Annotated in this window: 20 protein-coding genes; 8 read left to right on the forward strand and 12 right to left on the reverse strand. The window is 69.9% G+C overall.

Annotated elements, in window-relative coordinates; all coding sequences use genetic code 11:
* Window positions 1–14 precede the first annotated feature (14 nt).
* Entirely contained in the window at window positions 15–716 is a 702-nt protein-coding gene (locus ACFC06_RS12770) for a TetR/AcrR family transcriptional regulator (protein WP_375929902.1), read from the reverse strand.
* A gap of 111 nt (window positions 717–827) precedes the next feature.
* Here ACFC06_RS12770 and ACFC06_RS12775 point away from each other — a divergent pair, with 111 nt between their 5' ends.
* The 4 genes from ACFC06_RS12775 to ACFC06_RS12790 all read left to right on the forward strand — a co-directional run bounded on the left by ACFC06_RS12775 (window position 828) and on the right by ACFC06_RS12790 (window position 3817).
* The gene (locus tag ACFC06_RS12775; protein WP_375929903.1) at window positions 828–2015 is read left to right on the forward strand and encodes an FAD-dependent monooxygenase; all 1188 of its coding nucleotides are present in this window, start codon (window positions 828–830) and stop codon (window positions 2013–2015) included.
* A gap of 33 nt (window positions 2016–2048) precedes the next feature.
* Window positions 2049–3032: an LLM class F420-dependent oxidoreductase gene (locus ACFC06_RS12780; protein WP_375929904.1), complete on the forward strand. Its 984-nt coding sequence runs from the start codon at window positions 2049–2051 to the stop codon at window positions 3030–3032.
* Between the two features lie 169 nt (window positions 3033–3201).
* Window positions 3202–3447, forward strand: coding sequence for a type II toxin-antitoxin system Phd/YefM family antitoxin (locus ACFC06_RS12785; protein ID WP_375929905.1), 246 nt, complete (start codon window positions 3202–3204; stop codon window positions 3445–3447).
* Entirely contained in the window at window positions 3434–3817 is a 384-nt protein-coding gene (locus ACFC06_RS12790) for a type II toxin-antitoxin system VapC family toxin (RefSeq protein ID WP_375929906.1), read from the forward strand. Before ACFC06_RS12785 ends, ACFC06_RS12790 begins: the two co-directional genes overlap by 14 nt.
* 193 nt (window positions 3818–4010) lie before the next feature.
* On the opposite strand, the gene ACFC06_RS12795 is transcribed toward ACFC06_RS12790, so the two are convergent.
* The 4 genes from ACFC06_RS12795 to ACFC06_RS12810 form a co-directional block, all read right to left on the reverse strand.
* Entirely contained in the window at window positions 4011–4319 is a 309-nt protein-coding gene (locus ACFC06_RS12795) for a HigA family addiction module antitoxin (protein ID WP_375929907.1), read from the reverse strand.
* A 12-nt stretch (window positions 4320–4331) separates the two neighbouring features.
* Window positions 4332–4610 (reverse strand): type II toxin-antitoxin system RelE/ParE family toxin, encoded by a 279-nt coding sequence (locus ACFC06_RS12800; protein ID WP_375929908.1) that lies wholly within the window; start codon window positions 4608–4610, stop codon window positions 4332–4334.
* Window positions 4611–4730: 120 nt separating this feature from the next.
* Window positions 4731–6026: a serine hydroxymethyltransferase gene (gene glyA / locus ACFC06_RS12805; protein WP_375929909.1), complete on the reverse strand. Its 1296-nt coding sequence runs from the start codon at window positions 6024–6026 to the stop codon at window positions 4731–4733.
* Between the two features lie 103 nt (window positions 6027–6129).
* Window positions 6130–7338, reverse strand: a complete 1209-nt coding sequence (locus ACFC06_RS12810) for a DUF885 domain-containing protein (protein WP_375929910.1) — start codon at window positions 7336–7338, stop codon at window positions 6130–6132.
* 200 nt (window positions 7339–7538) lie between these two features.
* Between ACFC06_RS12810 and coaA the strand changes: the two genes are divergently transcribed.
* Complete coding sequence (gene coaA, locus ACFC06_RS12815; RefSeq protein ID WP_278261211.1) at window positions 7539–8471, forward strand: type I pantothenate kinase; 933 nt, start codon at window positions 7539–7541, stop codon at window positions 8469–8471.
* A 66-nt stretch (window positions 8472–8537) separates the two neighbouring features.
* Here coaA and ACFC06_RS12820 read toward each other — a convergent pair whose 3' ends face one another.
* The 3 genes from ACFC06_RS12820 to ACFC06_RS12830 all read right to left on the reverse strand — a co-directional run bounded on the left by ACFC06_RS12820 (window position 8538) and on the right by ACFC06_RS12830 (window position 11119).
* Window positions 8538–9653, reverse strand: coding sequence for a hypothetical protein (locus ACFC06_RS12820; protein ID WP_375929911.1), 1116 nt, complete (start codon window positions 9651–9653; stop codon window positions 8538–8540).
* Between the two features lie 81 nt (window positions 9654–9734).
* Entirely contained in the window at window positions 9735–10301 is a 567-nt protein-coding gene (locus ACFC06_RS12825; RefSeq protein WP_278261213.1) for a hypothetical protein, read from the reverse strand.
* A 29-nt stretch (window positions 10302–10330) separates the two neighbouring features.
* Window positions 10331–11119 carry an isoprenyl transferase gene (locus tag ACFC06_RS12830; RefSeq protein ID WP_375929912.1) on the reverse strand — a complete coding sequence of 263 codons (789 nt, stop codon included), beginning with the start codon at window positions 11117–11119 and terminating at the stop codon, window positions 10331–10333.
* A 150-nt stretch (window positions 11120–11269) separates the two neighbouring features.
* Here ACFC06_RS12830 and ACFC06_RS12835 point away from each other — a divergent pair, with 150 nt between their 5' ends.
* Both ACFC06_RS12835 and ACFC06_RS12840 read left to right on the forward strand, forming a co-directional pair.
* Entirely contained in the window at window positions 11270–11932 is a 663-nt protein-coding gene (locus ACFC06_RS12835) for a hemolysin III family protein (RefSeq protein ID WP_375929913.1), read from the forward strand.
* 51 nt (window positions 11933–11983) lie between these two features.
* Window positions 11984–13528: an adenylate/guanylate cyclase domain-containing protein gene (locus ACFC06_RS12840; RefSeq protein WP_375929914.1), complete on the forward strand. Its 1545-nt coding sequence runs from the start codon at window positions 11984–11986 to the stop codon at window positions 13526–13528.
* A 16-nt stretch (window positions 13529–13544) separates the two neighbouring features.
* Here the strand turns inward: ACFC06_RS12840 and ACFC06_RS12845 are convergent, their stop codons facing one another.
* The 3 genes from ACFC06_RS12845 to ACFC06_RS12855 form a co-directional block, all read right to left on the reverse strand.
* Complete coding sequence (locus ACFC06_RS12845; RefSeq protein WP_375929915.1) at window positions 13545–15596, reverse strand: thioredoxin domain-containing protein; 2052 nt, start codon at window positions 15594–15596, stop codon at window positions 13545–13547.
* A 50-nt stretch (window positions 15597–15646) separates the two neighbouring features.
* Window positions 15647–16645 (reverse strand): alpha/beta hydrolase, encoded by a 999-nt coding sequence (locus tag ACFC06_RS12850; protein ID WP_375929916.1) that lies wholly within the window; start codon window positions 16643–16645, stop codon window positions 15647–15649.
* Between the two features lie 107 nt (window positions 16646–16752).
* The gene (locus tag ACFC06_RS12855) at window positions 16753–17586 is read right to left on the reverse strand and encodes a helix-turn-helix domain-containing protein (protein ID WP_375929917.1); all 834 of its coding nucleotides are present in this window, start codon (window positions 17584–17586) and stop codon (window positions 16753–16755) included.
* A gap of 116 nt (window positions 17587–17702) precedes the next feature.
* Here ACFC06_RS12855 and ACFC06_RS12860 point away from each other — a divergent pair, with 116 nt between their 5' ends.
* Window positions 17703–18911, forward strand: a complete 1209-nt coding sequence (locus tag ACFC06_RS12860; protein ID WP_375929918.1) for a GAF domain-containing protein — start codon at window positions 17703–17705, stop codon at window positions 18909–18911.
* Here the strand turns inward: ACFC06_RS12860 and ACFC06_RS12865 are convergent.
* Complete coding sequence (locus ACFC06_RS12865) at window positions 18846–20213, reverse strand: MFS transporter (protein ID WP_375929919.1); 1368 nt, start codon at window positions 20211–20213, stop codon at window positions 18846–18848. The genes ACFC06_RS12860 and ACFC06_RS12865 overlap by 66 nt on opposite strands.
* Window positions 20214–20308: the final 95 nt, after the last annotated feature.

A 20308-nucleotide genomic window follows, 5' to 3' on the forward strand; every position in this document is an offset into this window, starting at 1 on the left:
ACCAGACTTCGGCGCTACCGATCGGCGCGCTGCGCGATGAGCACCGCCAGCCCGTCGAGGATGCGCTCGATGCCGTAGTCGAACGCGTCGCCGTGCCCGGCCACGGCCTCGGCGGCGAAGGCCGCGCTGACCGTGGGGAACCGGTCGCCCGCCGCGGTCATCATGGCGGCGAACTGCTCGGCGAACTCGGTCTCCGCGTCGGCGTCGCGCACCGAGGCCACCTGCTGGGCGAGGCTGCGGGCGTGGCCGTTGATCAGCACGATGGTGTCGAGCTGTTCGGCGGGAGCCAGCCCGGTGTCGGCCAGCGCGAGCAGGGCGGCCTCGGTCCAGCCCATCTCGTTGGGGCCGATCGGGCGGATGCCGAGGGTGAGTTCGATGGCCCAGGGGTGGGCGCGGTAGCGGGCGAAGATGGCTTCGGCCCAGGTCCGCAGGCCGCCGCGCCAGCCGGGTGAGCCGAGCGTGGGCGGCGCGCCGAGGGCGGTGTCCACCATCAGCGCGGTGAGCTGTTCCTTGCCCGGCACATAGCGGTACAGCGACATCTTCGTGAAGCCGAGCCGTTCGGCGAGCCGCTGCATCGACAGCGCGGTCAGTCCTTCGGCGTCGGCGAGCGCGATCGCCTCGGCGACGATCCCGTCGAGGGTCAGCGCGGGTTTGGGCCCGCGTTTGGGGCGCTGCGGGGCGCCCCAGAGCAGGTCGACGGTGGTCGGCGACGGCATGGCTCATCCTCTCGAGATTCCGGGTTGACGCGGAACTGTGTCTACCATACTCTTAATCGTGTCCACCGGATACTGATTACTCCGGACGCAGATTATTCCGAGGAGCACACCATGCGCGACCAGACCGTTCTCGTCTCCGGCGCCAGCATCGCAGGCCCCGCCCTGGCCTACTGGCTGCACCGCTACGGCTTCACCGTCACCGTCGTCGAGCGGGCACCCGCGCTGCGTCCGGGCGGTCAGGCCGTCGACTTCAAGGGCCGCACCCATCTGACCGTGCTCGAACGCATGGGCGTCCTCGACGACGTGCGCGCCCGCCGCACCGGCACCACCGACCTCGTCTTCGTCGACGACGACGGCCGCGAACTCGGCGTGATGAACGGCGAATTCACCGGCGGCGATCTGGAGATCCTGCGCGGCGACCTGGCCGAGGTCATCTACGACCGGACCGCCGACGAGGTGGAATACCTCTTCGGCGACACCGTCACCGCCCTGCGCGACACCGCCGAGGGCGTGCACGTGGAGTTCGAGAACGCCGCGCCGCGCACCTTCGACCTGGTCCTTGGCGCCGACGGCATCCACTCCCGGGTGCGGTCGCTGGCCTTCGGCCCCGAAGCGGACTTCGTCACCCACCTCGGCCACTACTACTGCGTCGCGGGCGCGAGCCGCTGGAGCGATGCCGCCACCCCGCGCGAACGGGCCAGCGGTTACGCCCACAACACGCCCGGCCGCCTCGCCATCGACGGCGGCGCCAAGGCGCAGCAGATGTACATGTTCGCCTCGCCCGAACTCGACTACCCGCGCAACGACGCCGCCGCCCAGCGCGCGATCATCGAGCGGACCTTCGCCGGGATGGGCTGGCACACTCCCCGCATGCTCGCCGACCTGGCTGAATTCGACGACATCTTCCTCGACTCGATCAGCCAGGTCCGGATGAACGGCCAGTACACCCGCGGCCGCGTCGCCCTGGTCGGCGACGCCGCCTACGGCAACACCCTGGCCGGCTTCGGCACCGGCCTGGCCATCGTCGGCGCCTATGTGCTGGCGGGCGAACTCGCCACCGCCGAGGGCGACCACGTCGCCGCCTTCGCCGCCTACGACCGCATCATGCGCCGCTACGCCAAGATCGCGGGCAACAGCAACACGGGCCGCTTCCTCGCCCCGAAGACCGCCCTGGGCATCAGGGCCCGCAACTGGTTCCTGGGCTCGCGCCTGTTCGGCCTCATGCTGAAATACGGCGACAACGCCGCCAACGACATCGACCTCGTCGACTACCCGTCCCTACTCGCCGCGCGCGCTTGACTTGGAGTGCACTCCAACTCATAGGCTCGGAGCATGAGCATTCGCCTCGGATATCAGATGCCCACCTTCAGCAACACCGCGTCGGTGCGGGAGTTGTTTCCGACCGTGATCGCGCAGGCCAGGGCGGCGGAGGCGGCGGGGTTCGACGCCGCGTTCGTCATGGACCACTTCTATCAACTGCCGCTGCTCGGCGCGCCGGACGAGCCGATGCTGGAGGCGTACTCGGCGCTGTCCGGGCTGGCGACGGCGACCGAGCGAATCCAGTTGTCGGCCTTGGTCACCGGCAACACCTACCGCAATCCGGCACTGCTGGCCAAGACCGTCAGCACCCTCGATGTGGTGAGCGGCGGGCGCGCGGTGCTCGGCATCGGGGCGGGCTGGTTCGAGCTCGAGCACCAGCAGTACGGCTTCGAATTCGGCACCTTCACCGAACGTTTCGAGCGGCTCGACGAAGCACTCCAGATCATCACACCCATGCTGCGCGGTGAGCGACCCACCTTCACCGGCAAGTGGTATCGCACGGAGAACGCCATCAACGAGCCGCGCATCCGCGACGACCTGCCGATCCTGCTCGGTGGCGGTGGCGAGAAGAAGACCTTCCGGCTGGCCGCGCAGTTCGCCGACCACCTCAACATCATCTGCAACGCCTCCGAACTGCCCGGCAAGGTCGAGGCACTGCACCAGCGCTGCGCCGAGGCGAACCGCGACCCCGCCACCCTCGACACCAGCTTCCTGGCCTTCGTCATCGTCGACTCCGACGGCGACCGCGCCCGCAAAATCCAGGCCGACATCCTCGCCCGCCAGGGCATCGACCTGTCCACCCTCACCGAAGCCGAACGCCGCACCACCATCGCCGACCGCCAATTCGCCGGCACCCCCGACGAAGTCGCCGAACAGATCCAGACCCGAGTCCTCGACCACGGCATCGACGGCGTCATCGTCAACATGGTCGCCAACGGCCACGAACCCGGCACCCTCGACCTGGCAGGCCAGGCCCTCAAGCCCCTGGTGGCCTGACCGGCCCGCGCCCGTGACGCCCCGCGAGGTACCGGCTCGCTGGGCGTCACGGCGCGGCAAGAGCCCGGCCTTATGGCTTTCGACCACGCGATTTCTGACGACGAGATTCACAGCGCGGTGCACACCGCCATCATGGACTAAGTCGGACTAAGTCACGTAGAGTGAAGGGATGGCGACTGTCAACATCCACGAAGCGAAGACACACCTTTCGCGACTACTCGAGCGAGTGTCCAAAGGTGAGCGGATCGTGATTTCCAAGGCGGGTCAACCTATCGCCGATCTCGTGCCGCATCGCAGCGCGCCGGTCACGATCGGTGGATTGAAGGGCAGACTCGCTTACAGCGACGCGGATTTCGACGTCGATCCCGACATCCAGCGGATGTTCTACGGAGACGACGCCGATGCTTCTTCTTGACAGCCAAACCGCGCTCTGGACATTGGATGACAACCCACGCTTGGGCGAGCTCGCCCGGCGATCGATCACCTCGACCACCGAGGTCTACGTCTCCGCCGCGACGGTGTGGGAGCTGACGATCAAGTCGATGCTGGGCAAACTCGTCATCCCCACCGCGTTCACGGAGCTCCTGACCGCCCAGGGCTTGAGCGTTCTGGACGTCACCAGCGAACACGCGGAGGGCCTGGGGGAGTTCCCGGAGCTGGCCAAACACGATCCCTTCGACCGTTTGATCGTCTCCCAAGCCCGCTGTGAAGGCTTGCGGCTACTCACCGCCGACCACGTCCTGCTCGATTTGAACCGCGACTTCATCACCGACTCGAGGACGTAGTCCACACCAGTGATGCCGCGTTCAGTGGCGCATGGAGCAGCCACCAGCCCTCCGAGGATCGATCCGGGCCAGCTGGTCGTCGATATCCTCACGCTCGATGACCCGATCGAAATGTGCCTGAAGGTTTGAGATCATGGGCGTGAGCCCTGGACGCGTCTCTCAGATCGAACGAGGTGAGGTCGCCACCGAACGACTAGCAGGCAATCTGCCGGCGAGGAATGATCCGGGCAAGCTCGGCGCTGATGTTCTCACGCTCCCGAACCAGGTCGAAGTGTGTCTGGAGGTTGATCCAGAACTCCGGTGTGGTTCCGAGGTACTTGGCCAGCAGCAGCGCGGTGCGCGGCGTCACCGCCCGCTGGCCGTGAACGATCTGATTGATCCGACGCGGGGGAACGCCCAGAGCTCGCGCGAGGGCGTTCTGGCTGATGCCCAACGGCTCCATGAACTCTTCGGCGAGTACCTCGCCGGGAGAAGTCGGGGGCAGCGGAGTTGTCGTGGCCATTGACCCTCCCTTTCAGTGATAGTCGACGATCTCTACGTCACGCGGCCCAGCCGATTCCCAGACGAAGCAGATCCGCCATTGGTCGTTGATCCGGATGCTGTGCTGACCCTCGCGGTCACCTTTGAGCTTCTCCAGCCGATTGGCCGGTGGCGCGCGAAGGTCATCCAACTGCGTTGCGGCGTGCAGCATCGTCAACTTCCTCAACGCCACCTTTTGAACACTGCCAAGTTTGGGCGCTGATCTCTCGGTCCATAGCTTCTGAGCCTCCTTGCCCCTGAGCGACTGGATCACTACGCAACTATAACGCATTGCGTCATAGTGGGAGGAATTTGTGTCCAGGCCGTTGCCTGGAGACGCGTCGGCCCCCGCCTGATCGAATCAGGCAGGGGCCGATGAAGAATGACTCTGGGATCAGCCGAGGAGGCGCCAGTCTTCGAGGCCCTGGTACAGCGGGACACTCTGGGCGAGCTTGGAGACCCGACCACGCAGCGAATCCACATCCGCCGTGCCGGCGAGGGCGGCGGCGATGATGTCGGCGACCTCGGTGAATTCGGTGTCGCCGAAGCCGCGGGTGGCCAGGGCGGCGGTGCCGATGCGCAGGCCGGAGGTGACCATCGGGGGGCGCGGGTCGAAGGGGACCGCGTTGCGGTTGACGGTGATGCCGACCTCGTGCAGGAGGTCTTCGGCCTGCTGGCCGTCGAGTTCGGAGTTGCGCAGGTCGACCAGGACCAGGTGCACGTCGGTGCCGCCGGTAAGCACCGAGATGCCCTTGTCCTTGACATCGGCGCCGGTCAGGCGCTCGGCCAGGATCCGCGAACCCGACAGCGTGCGCTGCTGACGATCCTTGAACTCCTCCGACGCGGCGATCTTGAACGCCGCCGCCTTCGCCGCGATCACATGCATGAGCGGGCCACCCTGCTGACCCGGGAACACCGCCGAGTTCAGCTTCTTCGCGAACTCCTGCTTGGCCAGAATCAACCCCGAACGCGGACCACCGAGGGTCTTGTGCACGGTCGAGGACACCACATCGGCATACGGCACCGGCGAGGGGTGCAGACCCGCGGCGACCAGACCGGCGAAGTGCGCCATGTCGACCCACAGGTAGGCACCGACCTCGTCGGCGATCTCACGGAACTTCGCGAAGTCCTGGTGACGCGGGTAGGCCGACCAACCGGCCACGATCACCTTCGGCTTCGACTTCAGGGCGATGTCACGCACCTCGTCCATGTCGATACGGTGATCTTCCTTAGACACCCCGTAGGAGTGGACGTCGTAGAGCTTGCCGGAGAAGTTCAGGCGCATGCCGTGGGTGAGGTGGCCACCGTGCGCGAGGTCGAGGCCGAGCAGGGTCTCGCCGGGGTTCATCAACGCCATCAACACCGCCGCGTTGGCCTGGGCCCCCGAATGCGGCTGGACATTGGCGAACTCGGCACCGAACAGTTCCTTGGCCCGATCACGAGCCAGCGTCTCGACCACGTCCACGGCTTCGCAGCCACCGTAGTAGCGGCGGCCGGGGTAGCCCTCGGCGTACTTGTTGGTCAACACGGAACCCTGCGCCTGCAGGACCGCGCGGGGCACGAAGTTCTCCGAAGCGATCATCTCGAGGGTGTCGCGCTCGCGGGCGAGCTCGCCCGCCATCGCGGCGGCCAACTCGGGATCGAGCTCACCGAGAGACTGGGTATTCACCGAAGCGGTCGTCTGCGTCACGACCCTCAGTCTATGGCCCGCGCGCGGGCACCCGAGCACGGGGATAGCGCAACCCCGGCCCGCGCGCGAGTCGGGAGATGCAGGTCACACCCCCGCGACGCGGTCAGGCGGGTGCGCCCATCCGCCGGATCGCGCCCGGGGTGAGCGGCTCGTCGAGCAGGCGGCCGAACCGCTCGACGCGGTCCTGCGCGTCGGCGGCGTCGTCGAGCCAGCCGCCGAGCAACCGGTACCCCTCGACATAGGTGCTGATGTAGGCGCGCCACAGCGGCGAGGACAGGAACCGCAGCGCCTGACGCGCCCGCTCGGGGGTGGCCAGGCTCCAGCGCTGCAGGAACGCCGCCACCTCGTCCTCGCCACGGTGCTGATCGTGCAGCAGCAGCGCGGCGTCCTGGCGCACGCCGAGCAGTTTCGCCGAGGCGGTGGCGAAGCGCTCGGCGCGTTCGCCGTCGAAGCGCAGGCCCAGATCGGCGTAGATCTCCTGCGCCCAGGTACCCCAGCCGGGCCCGATGATCGACTGCAACGCCAGATCGGCCAGCCCCTCGGCCATCAGGCACTGCGGGGTGTTCACCAGGAACAGCGTCTGCTCCTCCTCGCCCGCCGCGACCAGCCCGGCCTCCTTACGGCAGTGCTCGGTGTGATGGCCCGGGTACGCCTCGTGGGCGATCAGCGCGGGCAGGTGGGCCATGTGCTGTTTGAGGTCGGAGTTGATGGCGACCTTGGAGTGGAAATTGCCCAGGTAGTAGTTGAAACCCGACCACGGCTTGTCGCCGACCACCTCGTAGGTGACGGTCTCGTGCTCGGGCAGCGGGTAGCGCTCGCGCACCCGCTCACGCAGGGCGCTGGAGAACGCCTCGACGCAGGTGGCCAGCTTCTCCGGCGGGATCTCGTCGCCGCGCCGGTAGGCGGACACACGCTCGGCCAGCGAGCCATCGCCGCCGATGACCTCGTCCATCAGGCGGTGCGCCTCGCGGTAGTCGTCGGGGTCGCCGGGGGCGATGTCGACGTCGAAGTAGGCGCGCACCTCGTCGACGAAGCCGATCCGCTCGCCGGCGAACTTGCGCGCCGAGCACTCCATCGCCACCAGGTGCGCGTCGAGGAACTCGGTGCGCCGCGCCGAGAGCCCGGCCTCGGGCAGGGCCGCGCGCAGCTCGACGGCGCGGCGGATCAGCTCGGCGGGTTCCGGGGCGGGCGCGTTCTCGCTGTCGCGGCGCAGCTGCGGGTCGCCGGTGTAGGCGTCGACGAAGCCGTCCTCGAGCCGGTCGAAAGCCAGTCCGAGCCGCAGGTATTCAGTGACGAGTGGAAATGACCCCATACGCGACGACCTTACGGGGTGAATCGGAAAAGCGGGCCCTACCTCGGTGTTGTTACTCGTTACCGACCAGTAGCCAAACCCCCTGTTGCGCACGGATGGCTGATACGGAGCACAATCGCGCTATGCGGTCAGAGTTATCCCGGATCTCACCCGACGGGCAGCCCAGCTGTGCGGACGCGCCCGGACGGAGCGTCGGGTAGGTGGCACGGATCAGCGAGCCGAGCCCGTATGTGGAGTTCGACCGGAAGCAGTGGCGCACCCTGCGCAAGTCGACTCCCCTGGTCCTGACCGAGGAGGAACTGACCGGCCTACGCGGTCTCGGTGAGCAGATCGATCTGGAGGAAGTGGCCGAGGTCTACCTGCCGCTGGCCCGGTTGATCCACCTGCAGGTCGCGGCCCGCCAGCGGCTGTTCGCGGCGACGGCGACCTTCCTCGGGGAGAAGCACCCCGACAAGCAGGTGCCGTTCGTGATCGGGGTGGCGGGCAGTGTGGCGGTCGGCAAGTCGACCACCGCGCGCGTGCTGCAGGCGCTGCTGGCCCGCTGGGATCACCACCCGCGCGTCGACCTGGTGACCACCGACGGATTCCTCTATCCCACCGCCGAACTCACCCGCCGGGGCATCATGCACCGCAAGGGTTTCCCGGAGAGCTACGACCGGCGCAAGCTGCTGCGCTTCGTCACCGAGGTGAAGTCGGGCGCGGAAGTGGCCTGCGCGCCGGTGTATTCGCACGTCTCCTACGACATCGTGCCCGACGAACAGCACTGTGTGCGCCAGCCCGACATCCTCATCGTCGAGGGTCTCAATGTGCTGCAGACCGGCCCGCGGCTGATGGTCTCGGACCTGTTCGACTTCTCCATCTACGTCGACGCGCGCATCGAGGACATCGAGAACTGGTACGTGCAGCGCTTTCTCGCGCTGCGCAAGACCGGCTTCGCCGACCCCGACGCGCACTTCCACCACTACGCCGGATTCAGCGACGAACAGGCGACCGCCGCGGCGCGCGACATCTGGCACTCCACCAACCGCCCCAACCTGGTGGACAACATCCTGCCGACGCGTCCGCGCGCGACCCTGGTGCTGCGCAAGGACTCCGACCACACCATCAACCGGCTGCGCCTGCGCAAGCTCTGAGCGCGCGGCCGGGCACGCACGCCCGCGCCCGGCTCGACGTCGGCACAGCGCGGCGGGGCGGACCCGCTAGGCGGTCGGCGCGCCCAGCGAGACCACCTGCGTCGCCAGCTCCGACCGCGCGCCCCCGCGCTGCACGACCAGCACCCCGCGCGGGGTGTCGCGCGCGTCGGTCGGGTCACCGGCGACGACCTCGATGATCGCCTCCTGATCGCGCGGGAGCATGTCGACGACCGGGTACTCGCCGACCGGCGCCCAGCCCTGCGCGGCCGACTGCAACCGGTCGACGGTGCCGGGCGCGCCAGGCACGTCGGCCCACTTGCGGGTGGCGACGGTGATGGTGTCGCCCGCGTCCCAGCGCGGGGAGTAGGCCGAGGAGCAGTCGCCGGGCAGCTCCGGCAGGTCCTGCACCTCGTTGGTGGTGACGTCGATGGTCGCGACGTGGCCGATGCCGCAGGAGGCGCTGCGCGCGGTGGTGCCCGCCAGCACGAAGGTGTGCCCGTCGGGTCCCGCGGCGGCGGCCAGGCCCGCGTCGATCCCGGGGACGCGGCCCAGCGGCAGGATGGCGTCGGCGCCGATCGCGTACAGGTGGCTCTTCTCCCACCACAGCCCGCGCGACTCGACCCGGGCCACGAGCAGGTAGTCGTCGGTGGCGGCGACCAGCCGGGCCCCGTCCCACGACCCGCCCGACAGCGGGCTCGGCGAGGACGGCAGCTCCACCTCGCGTTCGGGCGCGGCGGGGGTGGTGTCGGCCAGGTCCATGCTCATCACCTGGCCCGGGTCGCGCCACCAGCCGATCACCGAGCCGCGCAGGGCGGCCGCGTCGGTGCAGTCGCACTCGATGCGCGAGACCGAACCGTCGCGCACGCCCACCGCCACCAGGGTCTTGCTGGTGGTCTCCACGGCGAAGGCGTACTGGCCGTCGCGGGTGAAGCCGACCGCGGCCGAGGAATAGCCGAAGCCGCCGGGGGCGCGCAGGGTGTCGGCCCCGCGGACGACCACCAGCTCACCGGGCGTGCGATAGGCGAACACCGGCCCCTCGGCCGCCTGTTCCTCGGCGGGTGTCAGGCGCGGCGGCGCCGGGTCCTCGGCGGTCCCGCACCCCGCCACCAGCGCGACAGCGCTCGACACCGCACCGAACACCGCCAGGCGCCAGCCCACCCCTGCCTTGGTCGTCCTTGCCACCGTTCACCCCTCGCTCGCGTCGTCGGGCCCGCTTTCTCGCGGCAGCCTAGCCCGCGCGCGGCCGGGATCAGGGCTACTCGGCTACAACTTCCAGGCCGCGTCGAGCCTGGTCGCCACATCGATATTGCGCACCGCGGCGATCTCGGGTTTCCGGATCTCCTGGGCGATGTAGCGGGCGACGAAGCGACGGATCTCGTGATCGACGCTGGCCAGCACCCGCAGCAACTGCCCGCGCTTGGTGGCGCTGGCGACATTGACGCGCACGTCCCCCGGTCGCGGTTCGGCGATGTCGATGACCACCCGCAGCGGGTCGGCGGTGCGCGCGGTCAGGTGCAGGTGCACTGTGCCGTCGACGCGGAAGCGGGACCGGTCCACCGCGAGGTCGACCACCAGGTCCACATGCAGCGGGATGGTGAGTTCGAAGGAGATGTGGGCGTCGATGAAGCGCAGGATGCGCGGCCTGCCCAGTTCCACCTGCGCGGTGACCTTGGCCAGGCGACCGGGCCCCACCCCGATCGGGCCGAAATCGAAAGCGGCGCCGGTGAGTTCACCGAACGCGTCGGCGATGCGCTGCTCGGAGACGGCGTATTCCAGGAAACGCCTACCGAATTCCTCATAGCTGATGTAAGAAGGCTGTTCGGGCTGCACTGACCGCAGAGTACGCGACCCCTACGACATCAGACGCCGAAACGACGGTGCCGCGCGGCGTAATCCCGTAGGGCGCGCAGGAAGTCGACGCGCCGGAACTCCGGCCAGTACGCCTCGGTGAACCAGATCTCCGAATAGGCGCTCTGCCACAACAGGAATCCCGAAAGCCGCTGCTCACCAGAGGTTCTGATGACCAGATCCGGGTCGGGCTGCCCGGAGGTGTAGAGGTTCTGGCCGATCGCGTCGACGGTGATCGCCTGCACCAGGTCCTCCCCCGACTCGCCTGCGGCGATCTCGCCGCGCACCAGCGAGCGCACCGCGTCGGTGATCTCCTGCCTGCCGCCGTAGCCGACCGCGACGTTCACGTGCACGCCGTCGCGACCGCTCGTGCGTTCGGCGGCCACCCGCAGCCGCTTGGCGATCAGCTCGGGGAACCCGCCGAGCGAACCGACGATGCGCACGCTCCAGTTCTGCTCCGGCGCCGACAGTTCCTCGACCACATCGGTGATCACCTCGAACAGGGTCTCGAGCTCGTCGGGATCGCGGCGCAGGTTCTCGGTGGACAGCAGATACACGGTGACCATCTCGATGCCCTGATCGGCACACCAGCCCACCAGCTCGGCGATCTTGAGCGCACCGACGCGGTGGCCGTGGCTGACATCGGTGAACCCGTTCTCGCGGGCCCAGCGGCGATTGCCGTCGCACATCACGGCGACGTGGCGGGGATGCTGCTTGCCGGCCAGCTGCTTGGACAGTCTGGCTTCGTAGATGCGATAGGGCAGTCCACGTAACCGGCCGAGTAACTCCACATCCCGCACCCTACGCCTGGCCCGCCGACGCACCGCGGACCCGCCGGACCGGGTGTGGTGGTTGGCACGTTTGTGGTGGTGACGCCGGTTTCTGCCGTACCGTGGCGGCGTAACTTACGGTTCCGTAGGTTTTGGCTTCGGGAGGTCCTTGTGGAGGGTGTGCAGGTTTCCGGTGTGCCCGTCGCGCTGGTGAAACCGCGGTTCCGTGGCTGGATCCACACCTGGGCGGTGGGCATCGCCGCCGTGGCCGTCGCGGTGCTGGTGACCTTCGGGTTCGGGGTGTCGGCGACGGCGGGCTGGTCGACGCTGGTGTACGGGGTGTCGGTGTGCGCGCTGTTCGGGATCAGCGCGGTGTATCACCGGGTGACCTGGAACAGCGTGCGGGCCAGGGTGCGGATGAAACGCGCCGATCACTCGATGATCTTCCTGTTCATCGCGGGCAGCTACACCCCGTTCGCGCTGCTCGGCCTGCCGGGGCCGACCGGGCGCACACTGCTGGCCGTGGTCTGGGCCGGGGCGCTGGCCGGGGTCGCGCTGAAACTGCTGTGGCCGACCGCGCCCCGCTGGGTGGGGGTGCCGCTGTATCTGCTGCTTGGCTGGGCGATCGTGCCGGTCGCGCCGGAACTGCTGCGCAATGTCGGCGTGCTGCCGCTGGTGCTGCTCGCGATCGGCGGCGTCATCTACAGCGTGGGGGCCGTGCTCTACGCGACGAAGTGGCCCAATCCGTGGCCGGACTTCGGGCATCACGAGTTCTTCCACGCCGCGACAGTGCTCGCGGCGGTGTGTCATTACCTGGCCATCTGGCTGGTCGTCCTGGGCTGAATCGGCGCGTGCGCGCGTCCCCCGCCCGCGCGCCTTCTATGCTGGACAGTCGTGTCACCCGTCAGCGCAGCTCGCGAGGCCAGGGCGTCCGCGGGCGCCACGCTGGGTCGCGTGTTCGAACGGCTGGTCCGCTGGGCGTTGCAGTCCTATGTGGGGCTGGCCCTTGTCGTCATCACGGCCAATATGGTCGGCCTCGCGGCCATCTTCCTGATCTCCTGGGCGGGCGGTGTCTTCACCCGCGTCGGCGAGGACTGGCACGGCGCCGCGGTGGCGATCATGATCTACCCGGCCGTCGCGCTCACCGCGGGCGTCGCGATCGCGCTCTGGGACCGGCGCCGCTACCTGCGCTGGCTCGACGACGGCCGCAAACCCACCCCCGACGAAGCGCGCGCCCTGGTGCGGCTGCCCGCGGCCATCACCGTGCGCGCCATCGCGCTGTGGACACCGGGCATCCTGCTCACGGTCTACCTGGTCGACCACTACACCGACTATCACAATGTCCCGGTGCTGCTGTCGGGCTTCGCGCTCGGCGCGCTGGAGGCCGCGGGTGTGGGCTATCTGATCCTGGACCGGCTGATCCGGCCCGCGGTGCCGATCGTGGCCGCGGTGCTCGGACCGACCGTGCACCCCACCTCGACCGTGCTGGTGCGGGTACTGGTCACCTGGGCGGTCTCGGGCGCGCTGCCCGGGCTGATCATCATCGTCGTCCTCAGCGACCGGTCCAGTCCCGCCTCGGACCGGGTGCGGGCCGCCTGGCTGTTCTCGATCGTGGCGCTGCTGGTCGGCGCGCTGGCGACCGGCCTGCTCGCGCGCTCGGTGGCCACGCCGATGCGCGCGATGTACCGGGCGCTGGACCGGATCACCCGCGGCGAACTCGACGTGCGGGTGCCGGTGGGCAGCACCAGCGAGATCGGGCGGCTGGAACATTCGGTCAACGAGCTGGCGTCGACGCTGCGCGACCAGATGCACACCGAGGACGTCTTCGGCAGGCACGTCGGTTCCACGGTGGCCGAACGCGCGCTGGCGGGCAGCACCGATCTCACCGGTGACGTGCGAATCGTCTCGGCGCTGTTCGTCGATGTGACGGGCTCGGTGCAACTGTCGGCGGAGATGGCGCCGGTGGAGTTCGTGCACAAACTCAACCGGCTGCTGGCCACCGTCGTGGCGGCCACCGAGGACAACGGTGGCCTGGTCAACAAGTTCGCCGGTGACGCCGCCCTGTGCATCTTCGGCGCGCCCTCGGCCCTGCCCGACGACGCCACCCCCGCCCTGCGCGCGGCCCGCCGCATCCGCGACGAGGTGGTCGCCACCGGAGAACTCGACATCGGTATCGGTGTGGCCCGCGGCCAGGTCTTCGCCGGTGACGTGGGCTCCGACACCCGCCTGGAGTTCACCGTCATCGGCGACGCCGTCAACGAGGCCGCCCGCCTCACCACCGTCGCCAAGGAGGCCCCGCGCCGCATCCTCGTCAGCGACGCCCTCCTCCAGGCCGCCACCCCCGCCGAACGCGCCAAATGGAAGCGCTACAAAGACCTCCGCCTGCGCGGCATCCCCGGCCGCACCCGCACCTGGACAGACCTCCCACCGACCCGCTGAGGGCGGACCGGGCGGGCTATCGCTGGAGTGCCGTCGCCAGGTCGGCCGGATCGGTGACGGGCAGGTCGCAGACCGAGCCGCGGCAGACGTAGGCCGCCGGGGTGCCGTTCACCAGCGGACGGTCCGCGAGCAGGGGTGCAGTGTCCGGCGGGGCGGCGAGGACGATCGAGCCACCGGGGGCGGCGGCGCGGGCGGTCGCGAGGAGTTCCGTCGCGGCCGAGGACTTCTCGGTGGCGGCGATGGCGATCTGGATCGGACCGCGCACGGCGGCTTCGGCGACGGCGAGCCAGTGTCCGGCGGTGCGCGGCGCGCGGGCCAGCAGGACGGCACCGCGGGCCAGCGTGTGGTCGGCGAGTTCGCGATACCGCACGGCCGCTTCGGGATCGGCGACGGCGGACGCGGTGAGCAGCGCCTCGGCCAGCACCGAGGTGCCCGAGGGGGTGGCGCCGTCGATCGGATCGCGGGGGCGGGCGACCAGGGTCTCGGCGTCGTCGGCGGTGTCGAACCAGCTGCCGGGGCGCTCGGGGTCGGCGAAGTGGGCGACGGCCGCGTCGAGCACGAGCTGCGCGGCGGCGAGCCAATCCGGTTCGCCCGTCGCCTGATACAGCGCCAGCAGTCCGGTGGCGCACCAGCCGTAGTCCTCGAGCACGCCGGGCGGGGTACCGACGACACCGTCGAGCGAGGCCCGCCGCAGCCGTCCGTCGACGAGGTGCACGTCGAGCAGGAACCGCCCGCAGCGCACCGCAGCGGCCACCCACGACGGTTCCTCCAGTGCCGCACCGGCTTCGGCGAGCGCGGTGATCGCCATCCCGTTCCAGGCGGTGACCACCTTGTCGTCGCGCGCGGGCTGCGGACGTTGCGCGCGCACCCGCGACAACTGCGCGCGCAACCGGTCGAACCGCGCCGACTGCTCGCTGTCGACCGGATCGCTGCGCCGGGTGAGCACGGAGGTGCCCTGCTCGAAGTTGCCCGCCGTGGTGACACCGAAAGCCTCCGCGGCCCAGACCCCGTCGAGCGGACCGAGTTCCCCGATCAGCTCGCTCGGCGTCCACACATAGGTGGCGCCCTCCACGCCCGGACCACCCGGCTCGAGCTGGGTGTCGGCGTCGAGCGCGGAGGCGAATCCACCCTCGGCGGTCCCGAGATCGGCGAGCAGGAACTCCACCGTCTCGCGCGCGACCCGGTGCGGCAGCGACTCCAGCGGTGTGGCGGGCGCGCGGCGCGCGAGGTGCGCGTAGGCGCGCAGCAGCAGCGCGTTGTCGTAGAGCATCTTCTCGAAATGCGGGATCAGCCAGGCGGTGTCGACGGCGTAGCGGGCGAAGCCACCGCGCAGCTGGTCGTAGATGCCGCCGCGCGCCATCGCCTCGGCCGTGCGCTCGACCAGCTCGAACACCGACCGGTCGCCGGTGCGCTCCCAGTGCCGCAGCAGACCTTCCAGCAGGGCCGAGGGCGGAAACTTCGGCGCCCCACCGAATCCGCCGTTCGTCCGGTCCTCGTCGGCGGCAACGGCGAGCACGGCCTTGTCGAGAAGTTCGGGGACGACGGCGAACTCGGCGTCGGGCAGTCCGGTCGCCTGCGCGCGCAGGGCCTCGGTGACCTGGTCGGCGGCCTTGTCCACATCGTCGCGGCGGTTGCGCCAGGTGTCGGTGATGGCGGTGAGCAGCTGGGTGAACGAGGGCATCCCGCCGCGCGGCTGCTTCGGGTAGTAGGTGCCGCAGTAGAAGGGGGCGCCGTCGGGGGTGAGGAAGCAGGTCATCGGCCAGCCGCCCTGCCCGGTCATGGCGACGGTCGCGTTCATGTACACCGCGTCCAGATCGGGCCGCTCCTCGCGGTCGACCTTCACGCAGACGAAATCGGCGTTCATCAGCTCGGCGGTGGCCGGGTCCTCGAACGACTCGTGGGCCATCACGTGGCACCAGTGACACGAGGCGTACCCGATCGACAACAGGATCGGCACGTCGCGCGCCGCCGCCTCGGCCAGCGCGTCGGCATCCCACTCCCGCCAATGCACCGGGTTGTCGGCATGCTGACGCAGATACGGTGAAGTCGCGCTACCCAACCGGTTCACACCGCCAGCCTTCCACACCCGCCCTGGCCGCGGGCACCCCCCCGCGCTCCTCAGCGCAGTGACCGCGGCACCGGCTGCGCCGCGAGCCGGTCGGCGAGGAATTCGGCCATCTGGGCCCGTGCGGTCTTCGCCTGCCGGACCAGCCCCGGCAGCGTGATGAAGGCGTGCGGGGCGCCCGGGTGTTCGCGGAGCAGGGCGGGGGTGCCCGCGGCCTGGAGCCGCTGCGCGTAGCGGCGGCCGTGGTCGGCCAGGGGGTCGACGGTCGGGACCAGGACCAGGGCCGGGGCCAGGTCGCGCAGGTCGGCGTGGATCGGCGAGACGGCGGCCGGGTCGGCGCCCGGGGGAAGGGCCAGTCGCTGGAAGTAGCGCAGGCGGGCGAGGGTCAGCATCGGGCTGTCGCCGGGGTCGGTCATCGAGGGGTAGTCGAGCATCGACGCGGTCGGGTCGACGGCCGGGTTGACCAGGATCTGGGCGCGCACCGCCAGACCCGCGTCCCTGGCCCGGATCGCGGTCACGGCCGCGATGAGCCCACCGCAGCTCTCGCCCGCGACGGCGACACGCGCCGGGTCGATCCCCCAGTCCGCGGCGTCGGCGACCACGTGGCGCAGCACATCCCAGCCGTCGTCGACGGCCGCCGACAGCGGGGTGTCCGGCGCCAGCAGCCGATGCTCGACCGAGACGACGACGGCGGGCAGCCGGGCGGCGAAATGACTGTTCGCCCAATCGCATTGCGCCGCGGTGCCCATGTAACCGCCACCGTGGACGTGCACCACGAGCGGCAGCGCCTCCCCTGCCGGATGCCTTGGCCGGTGGACGCGCACCGGGATCACCCGATCCGGCAGGGCCACCTCCTGCCAGGTGATCGTGGCGCCGCGATCCGGGAACCCGGCGATCAGCCCGGCCGGCCGGGACGACGCCGTGCGATTCACGGCCGCGCCGAAAGCGGCCAGTTCCTGCGCCGTCAGCGTCTCCCAGTCCGGGTCCTTCCGCACGGCGTGCAGCAACCGCACACCCAGCGACACCTTCTCCCGGCGGGTCCCCTCGTTCATGCCGTACCTCCTCGATCACGCCGCGTCGGACACGCGGTCACCGGACACGGCACCAGCATCGCCCGCGCGCGAATCGAAGTATTGGACAAATGTTCCCGCCGGCGGAGTCACCCGGCGGGTGCGTACGGGCGGCCCGCCCACGCGACATCGTCGACGGACAGCCACGGCGCGGTCGCCAGCGTCGCCGGTGTCAGCCCCGTGAACGACACGGCCGCGCGGCTCAGATGCGACTGGTCGGCGTAGCCGCTCTCCGCCGACACCACGGCCGGACTGTCCCCCGCGGCCAGCCGATGGGCGGCGTTGTCGAAGCGCACCAGTTGCGCGGCCTGCTTCGGCGTCACCCCGAGCTGTGCCTTGCACCGCGCCCAGAGCCGTTTACGGCTCCACCCCACCTCGCCCGCCAGCGCGTCGACCCGAATCCTGCCCTGGGACACCACGATCCGGCGCCACGCGAAAGCGACCTCCGGGTCCACCCGGCTCCCCGCGGCCCCGCGCCGGAGCAGCTCGGCCCGCACGATCGCGAATCGCGCGTCCCATCCCGGCGCGACGCGCAGCCGCTCCCGCAGCCGCTCGGCGTCGCGGCCCCACACCTCGTCCAGCGCGGCCACCGGCGCGCCCTCGGGCGGACCGAGGACGGCATGGGCCACCACCGGCGACAGCCGCACCTGCATCAGCTCGGCCTCGCGCGCCCGCCCGGTGACCCGCGCAGCCCCGAGCCCGACCACCGCACTCCCCCGCTGCTGCGCCCCGCCCTCCGTGTCGACCAGCCACCCGTCCCCGAAATCGAGGAAGATTGTCGCCGCCGGATACGGCACCACCCGCAACTCGATATCCGTCGCCGCCCGCCCGGCGAACCCCGCCAGCCCGACCCCCGCCATCGACCACTCCGGGACCGCGACATCGACCACGGCCCCGGCGATCCGAACCGGCTCCACGGGCACACCGCCATGGTACGAGCGGGCCCGGTCCCGCCCTGGAAACCGCTGCTCAGTGGGCGCGGGGTGGGGCATGATGAAGGTGCAGAACTCGTCGTGCACTCGAACAGGAAGACGCGCAGATGGCCCCGCAGCTGACACTCTCAGCCCAGCGAGCCGCGCTGGAACGGGAGTGGGCGCAATGGGTGCCCGCGGGCGGGGCGGCGCCGGGCAGTTCGGCGGTGCGGACCGAAGTGGCGCAGTCCTGGTCGCGGTCGTTGCGCACGGTGGACCCGGGCCGCGACTGCGCGCCGGAGAGCGAACCCGACGACATCGGTCCGCGGTGGGCGCGCTCGCCACTGCGCGCGCCGGTCACCGAGTTGCGCGAACAGTTGCGCGGCGTCGCCGACGCCGGATTCGTCGCCGCGGTCACCGACGCCTCGGGCACCATCCTGTGGACCGACGGCGGACCGGTCATGCGCCGGCGCGCCGAACAGGTGAACTTCGCCCCCGGCGGCCGCTGGGACGAGGCGCACATGGGCACCAACGCGCTGTCGCTGGCGCTGCGCACCGACCGGCCGCACACGGTCTTCTCGGCCGAGCATCTGGTGGCCGCCCTGCACGGCTGGGTCTGCTACTGCGCGCCGATCCGCGCCGCCGACGGCACCCTGCTCGGCGTGCTCGACCTGTCCACCACCTGGCAGCGCTCCCATCCGCTGGCCATGGCCACCGTGCGCTCGCTGACCACCGCCATCGAAGCCGAACTGCGCGCTGCCGCACCCGCACCGGCCGGTATGCGCCTGACCTGCCTGGGCGGCGGCACCCTGCTCCGCGACGGCCTCCCGATCCGCCTGCGCCCCCGCCAGCTGGAAATCCTCACCCTGCTCGCCCTCGACGACAACGGCTACACCCACGAACGCCTGCACTACGCCGTCTACGGCGACCGCGCGGTCGGCGCCAGCACCCTGAAATCGGAGATGTCCTACCTGCGCCGCGCCACCGGCGGCGACATCACCAACCGCGTCTACCGCTTCACCACCCCCCTGTCCTGCGACGCCGTCGACGTCCTGCACGCCCTGGAATCCGGCGACCTGACCACCGCGGTCCGCCGCTATCACGGCCCCCTGCTACCGGATTCGGACACCCCGGGCATCCGCGCCTGGCGCGACCACCTCACCGTAGCCATGCGCAACGCCGTCCTGTCGAGCCCCGACGCCGACCACGCCCTGACCTACGGCGAAGCCGCCCCCGACGACATCACCATCCACGAACACGCACTGACCCTGCTACCGCCCCGCGATCCGCGACGAGCGCTGGCAACCGCCCGCCTGCACAGCGCGCTTCGCGCCTGAGCGCGCCTGAACGACATACATACTCGCGCCACCGAGCAGCAGGAACGCGGCCCCGAACATGATGAGCAGTCGGTACGGGTCGGACCAACCACCATCCCCCGCGATGATTCCGTGCGCGCCGGCGAAGGCGAGTACCTGAGACGCGAAGAGCGTCGATACCGCCGAGGTCATCGACACCAGCGGGCCGAAGACCGCGCTGATCCGCCCCATGTATCCCTCCGGTACCGCCGCCTGCAGAATCGGACCCTGGCACATGATGTAGACGGAGAAGATGACCCCGCACACCAGCATCAGGAGGCAGGCGATCACGAGCCGCCCGGCGCAGGCGTAAGCGAAGTAGCCGAGGCCGAGAGCCGACAAAGCCATCAGGTAGGCGCGGTGCACCCCGATCCGCTTGATCAATCGCACCCCCCACACCGCACTGATCAGGTTTCCGAGGGGAAACATCATCGCCAGTACGCCGTAGTGACTCGGCGACAACCCCAGTGTCTTCAACCCGAACAGGGCGAGTACCGAACTGTTGATGCCCAACGAGACGCCGTAGAAACACGCGCCGATCAGCACCACCCGCAGCGTCGGCGCCTGCGACGCCGAGCGAGCACCATCTGCGAAGTCCCGCCAGAAACGACCGACGACCCGACGCTCGGGGCGATAGCTGTCACGCACCCGCACGGTCATGACGCACGACACCGCGTATGTGGCGACGCAGGCCGCAATGGCCACCTGGGCACCGAACAGCCCGAACACCGCGGGCCCGGCGGCGGTGGCGACAATGGCGACACCGGTGAGCGAGAACATCGACATGCTCGCCGCGTCGACACGCCTGTCCTCCGGGATGACCAACTGCATGATCGCGGCCCGCGAAGGGTTGAAGAATTGCGCGCTCGTTTCGGACACGACGACACAGATCACGATCGCCGCGAAGGTCGCGGCGTTGTCCAGACCGCCGAGCCGGACGACCAGTAGCAGCGCCACGAACAGCCCGACCCGCAGACAATCGTTGACGATCATCGTCTTGCGCGCACGCCATCGATCCGCGTAGACCCCGGCCAGGGGCCCGACGACGATCCGCGGAATCGCCGCCGCAAGAATCACCGCACCGATCAGCGCCGGAAGCCGTGGACTGTGCGGGAACAGCCGTGCCGCCACCCATACTGTGCTCGTGCTGGCAAAGAGGTACTCGCCGAAAGACGAAAACGCCTGTGCGAGCCACAGCCGACGGAAGTCGACCCCGATCAGCGTCCGGTCGAGCCGCGCCCGGAGGTTGAAGCCATCCGTCTTGTCCGCCGGATCTACACGCACGTGGGTTCCCCTGCCCAGCAACGATTTCGAGATCTACAGCGCATAGTACCCACGAGACACTTCGCGCCTGATCGGTCCGGGTTCAACCTTTCCTC

Source organism: Nocardia sp. NPDC056064, from assembly GCF_042266925.1.
Taxonomy (GTDB): domain Bacteria; phylum Actinomycetota; class Actinomycetes; order Mycobacteriales; family Mycobacteriaceae; genus Nocardia.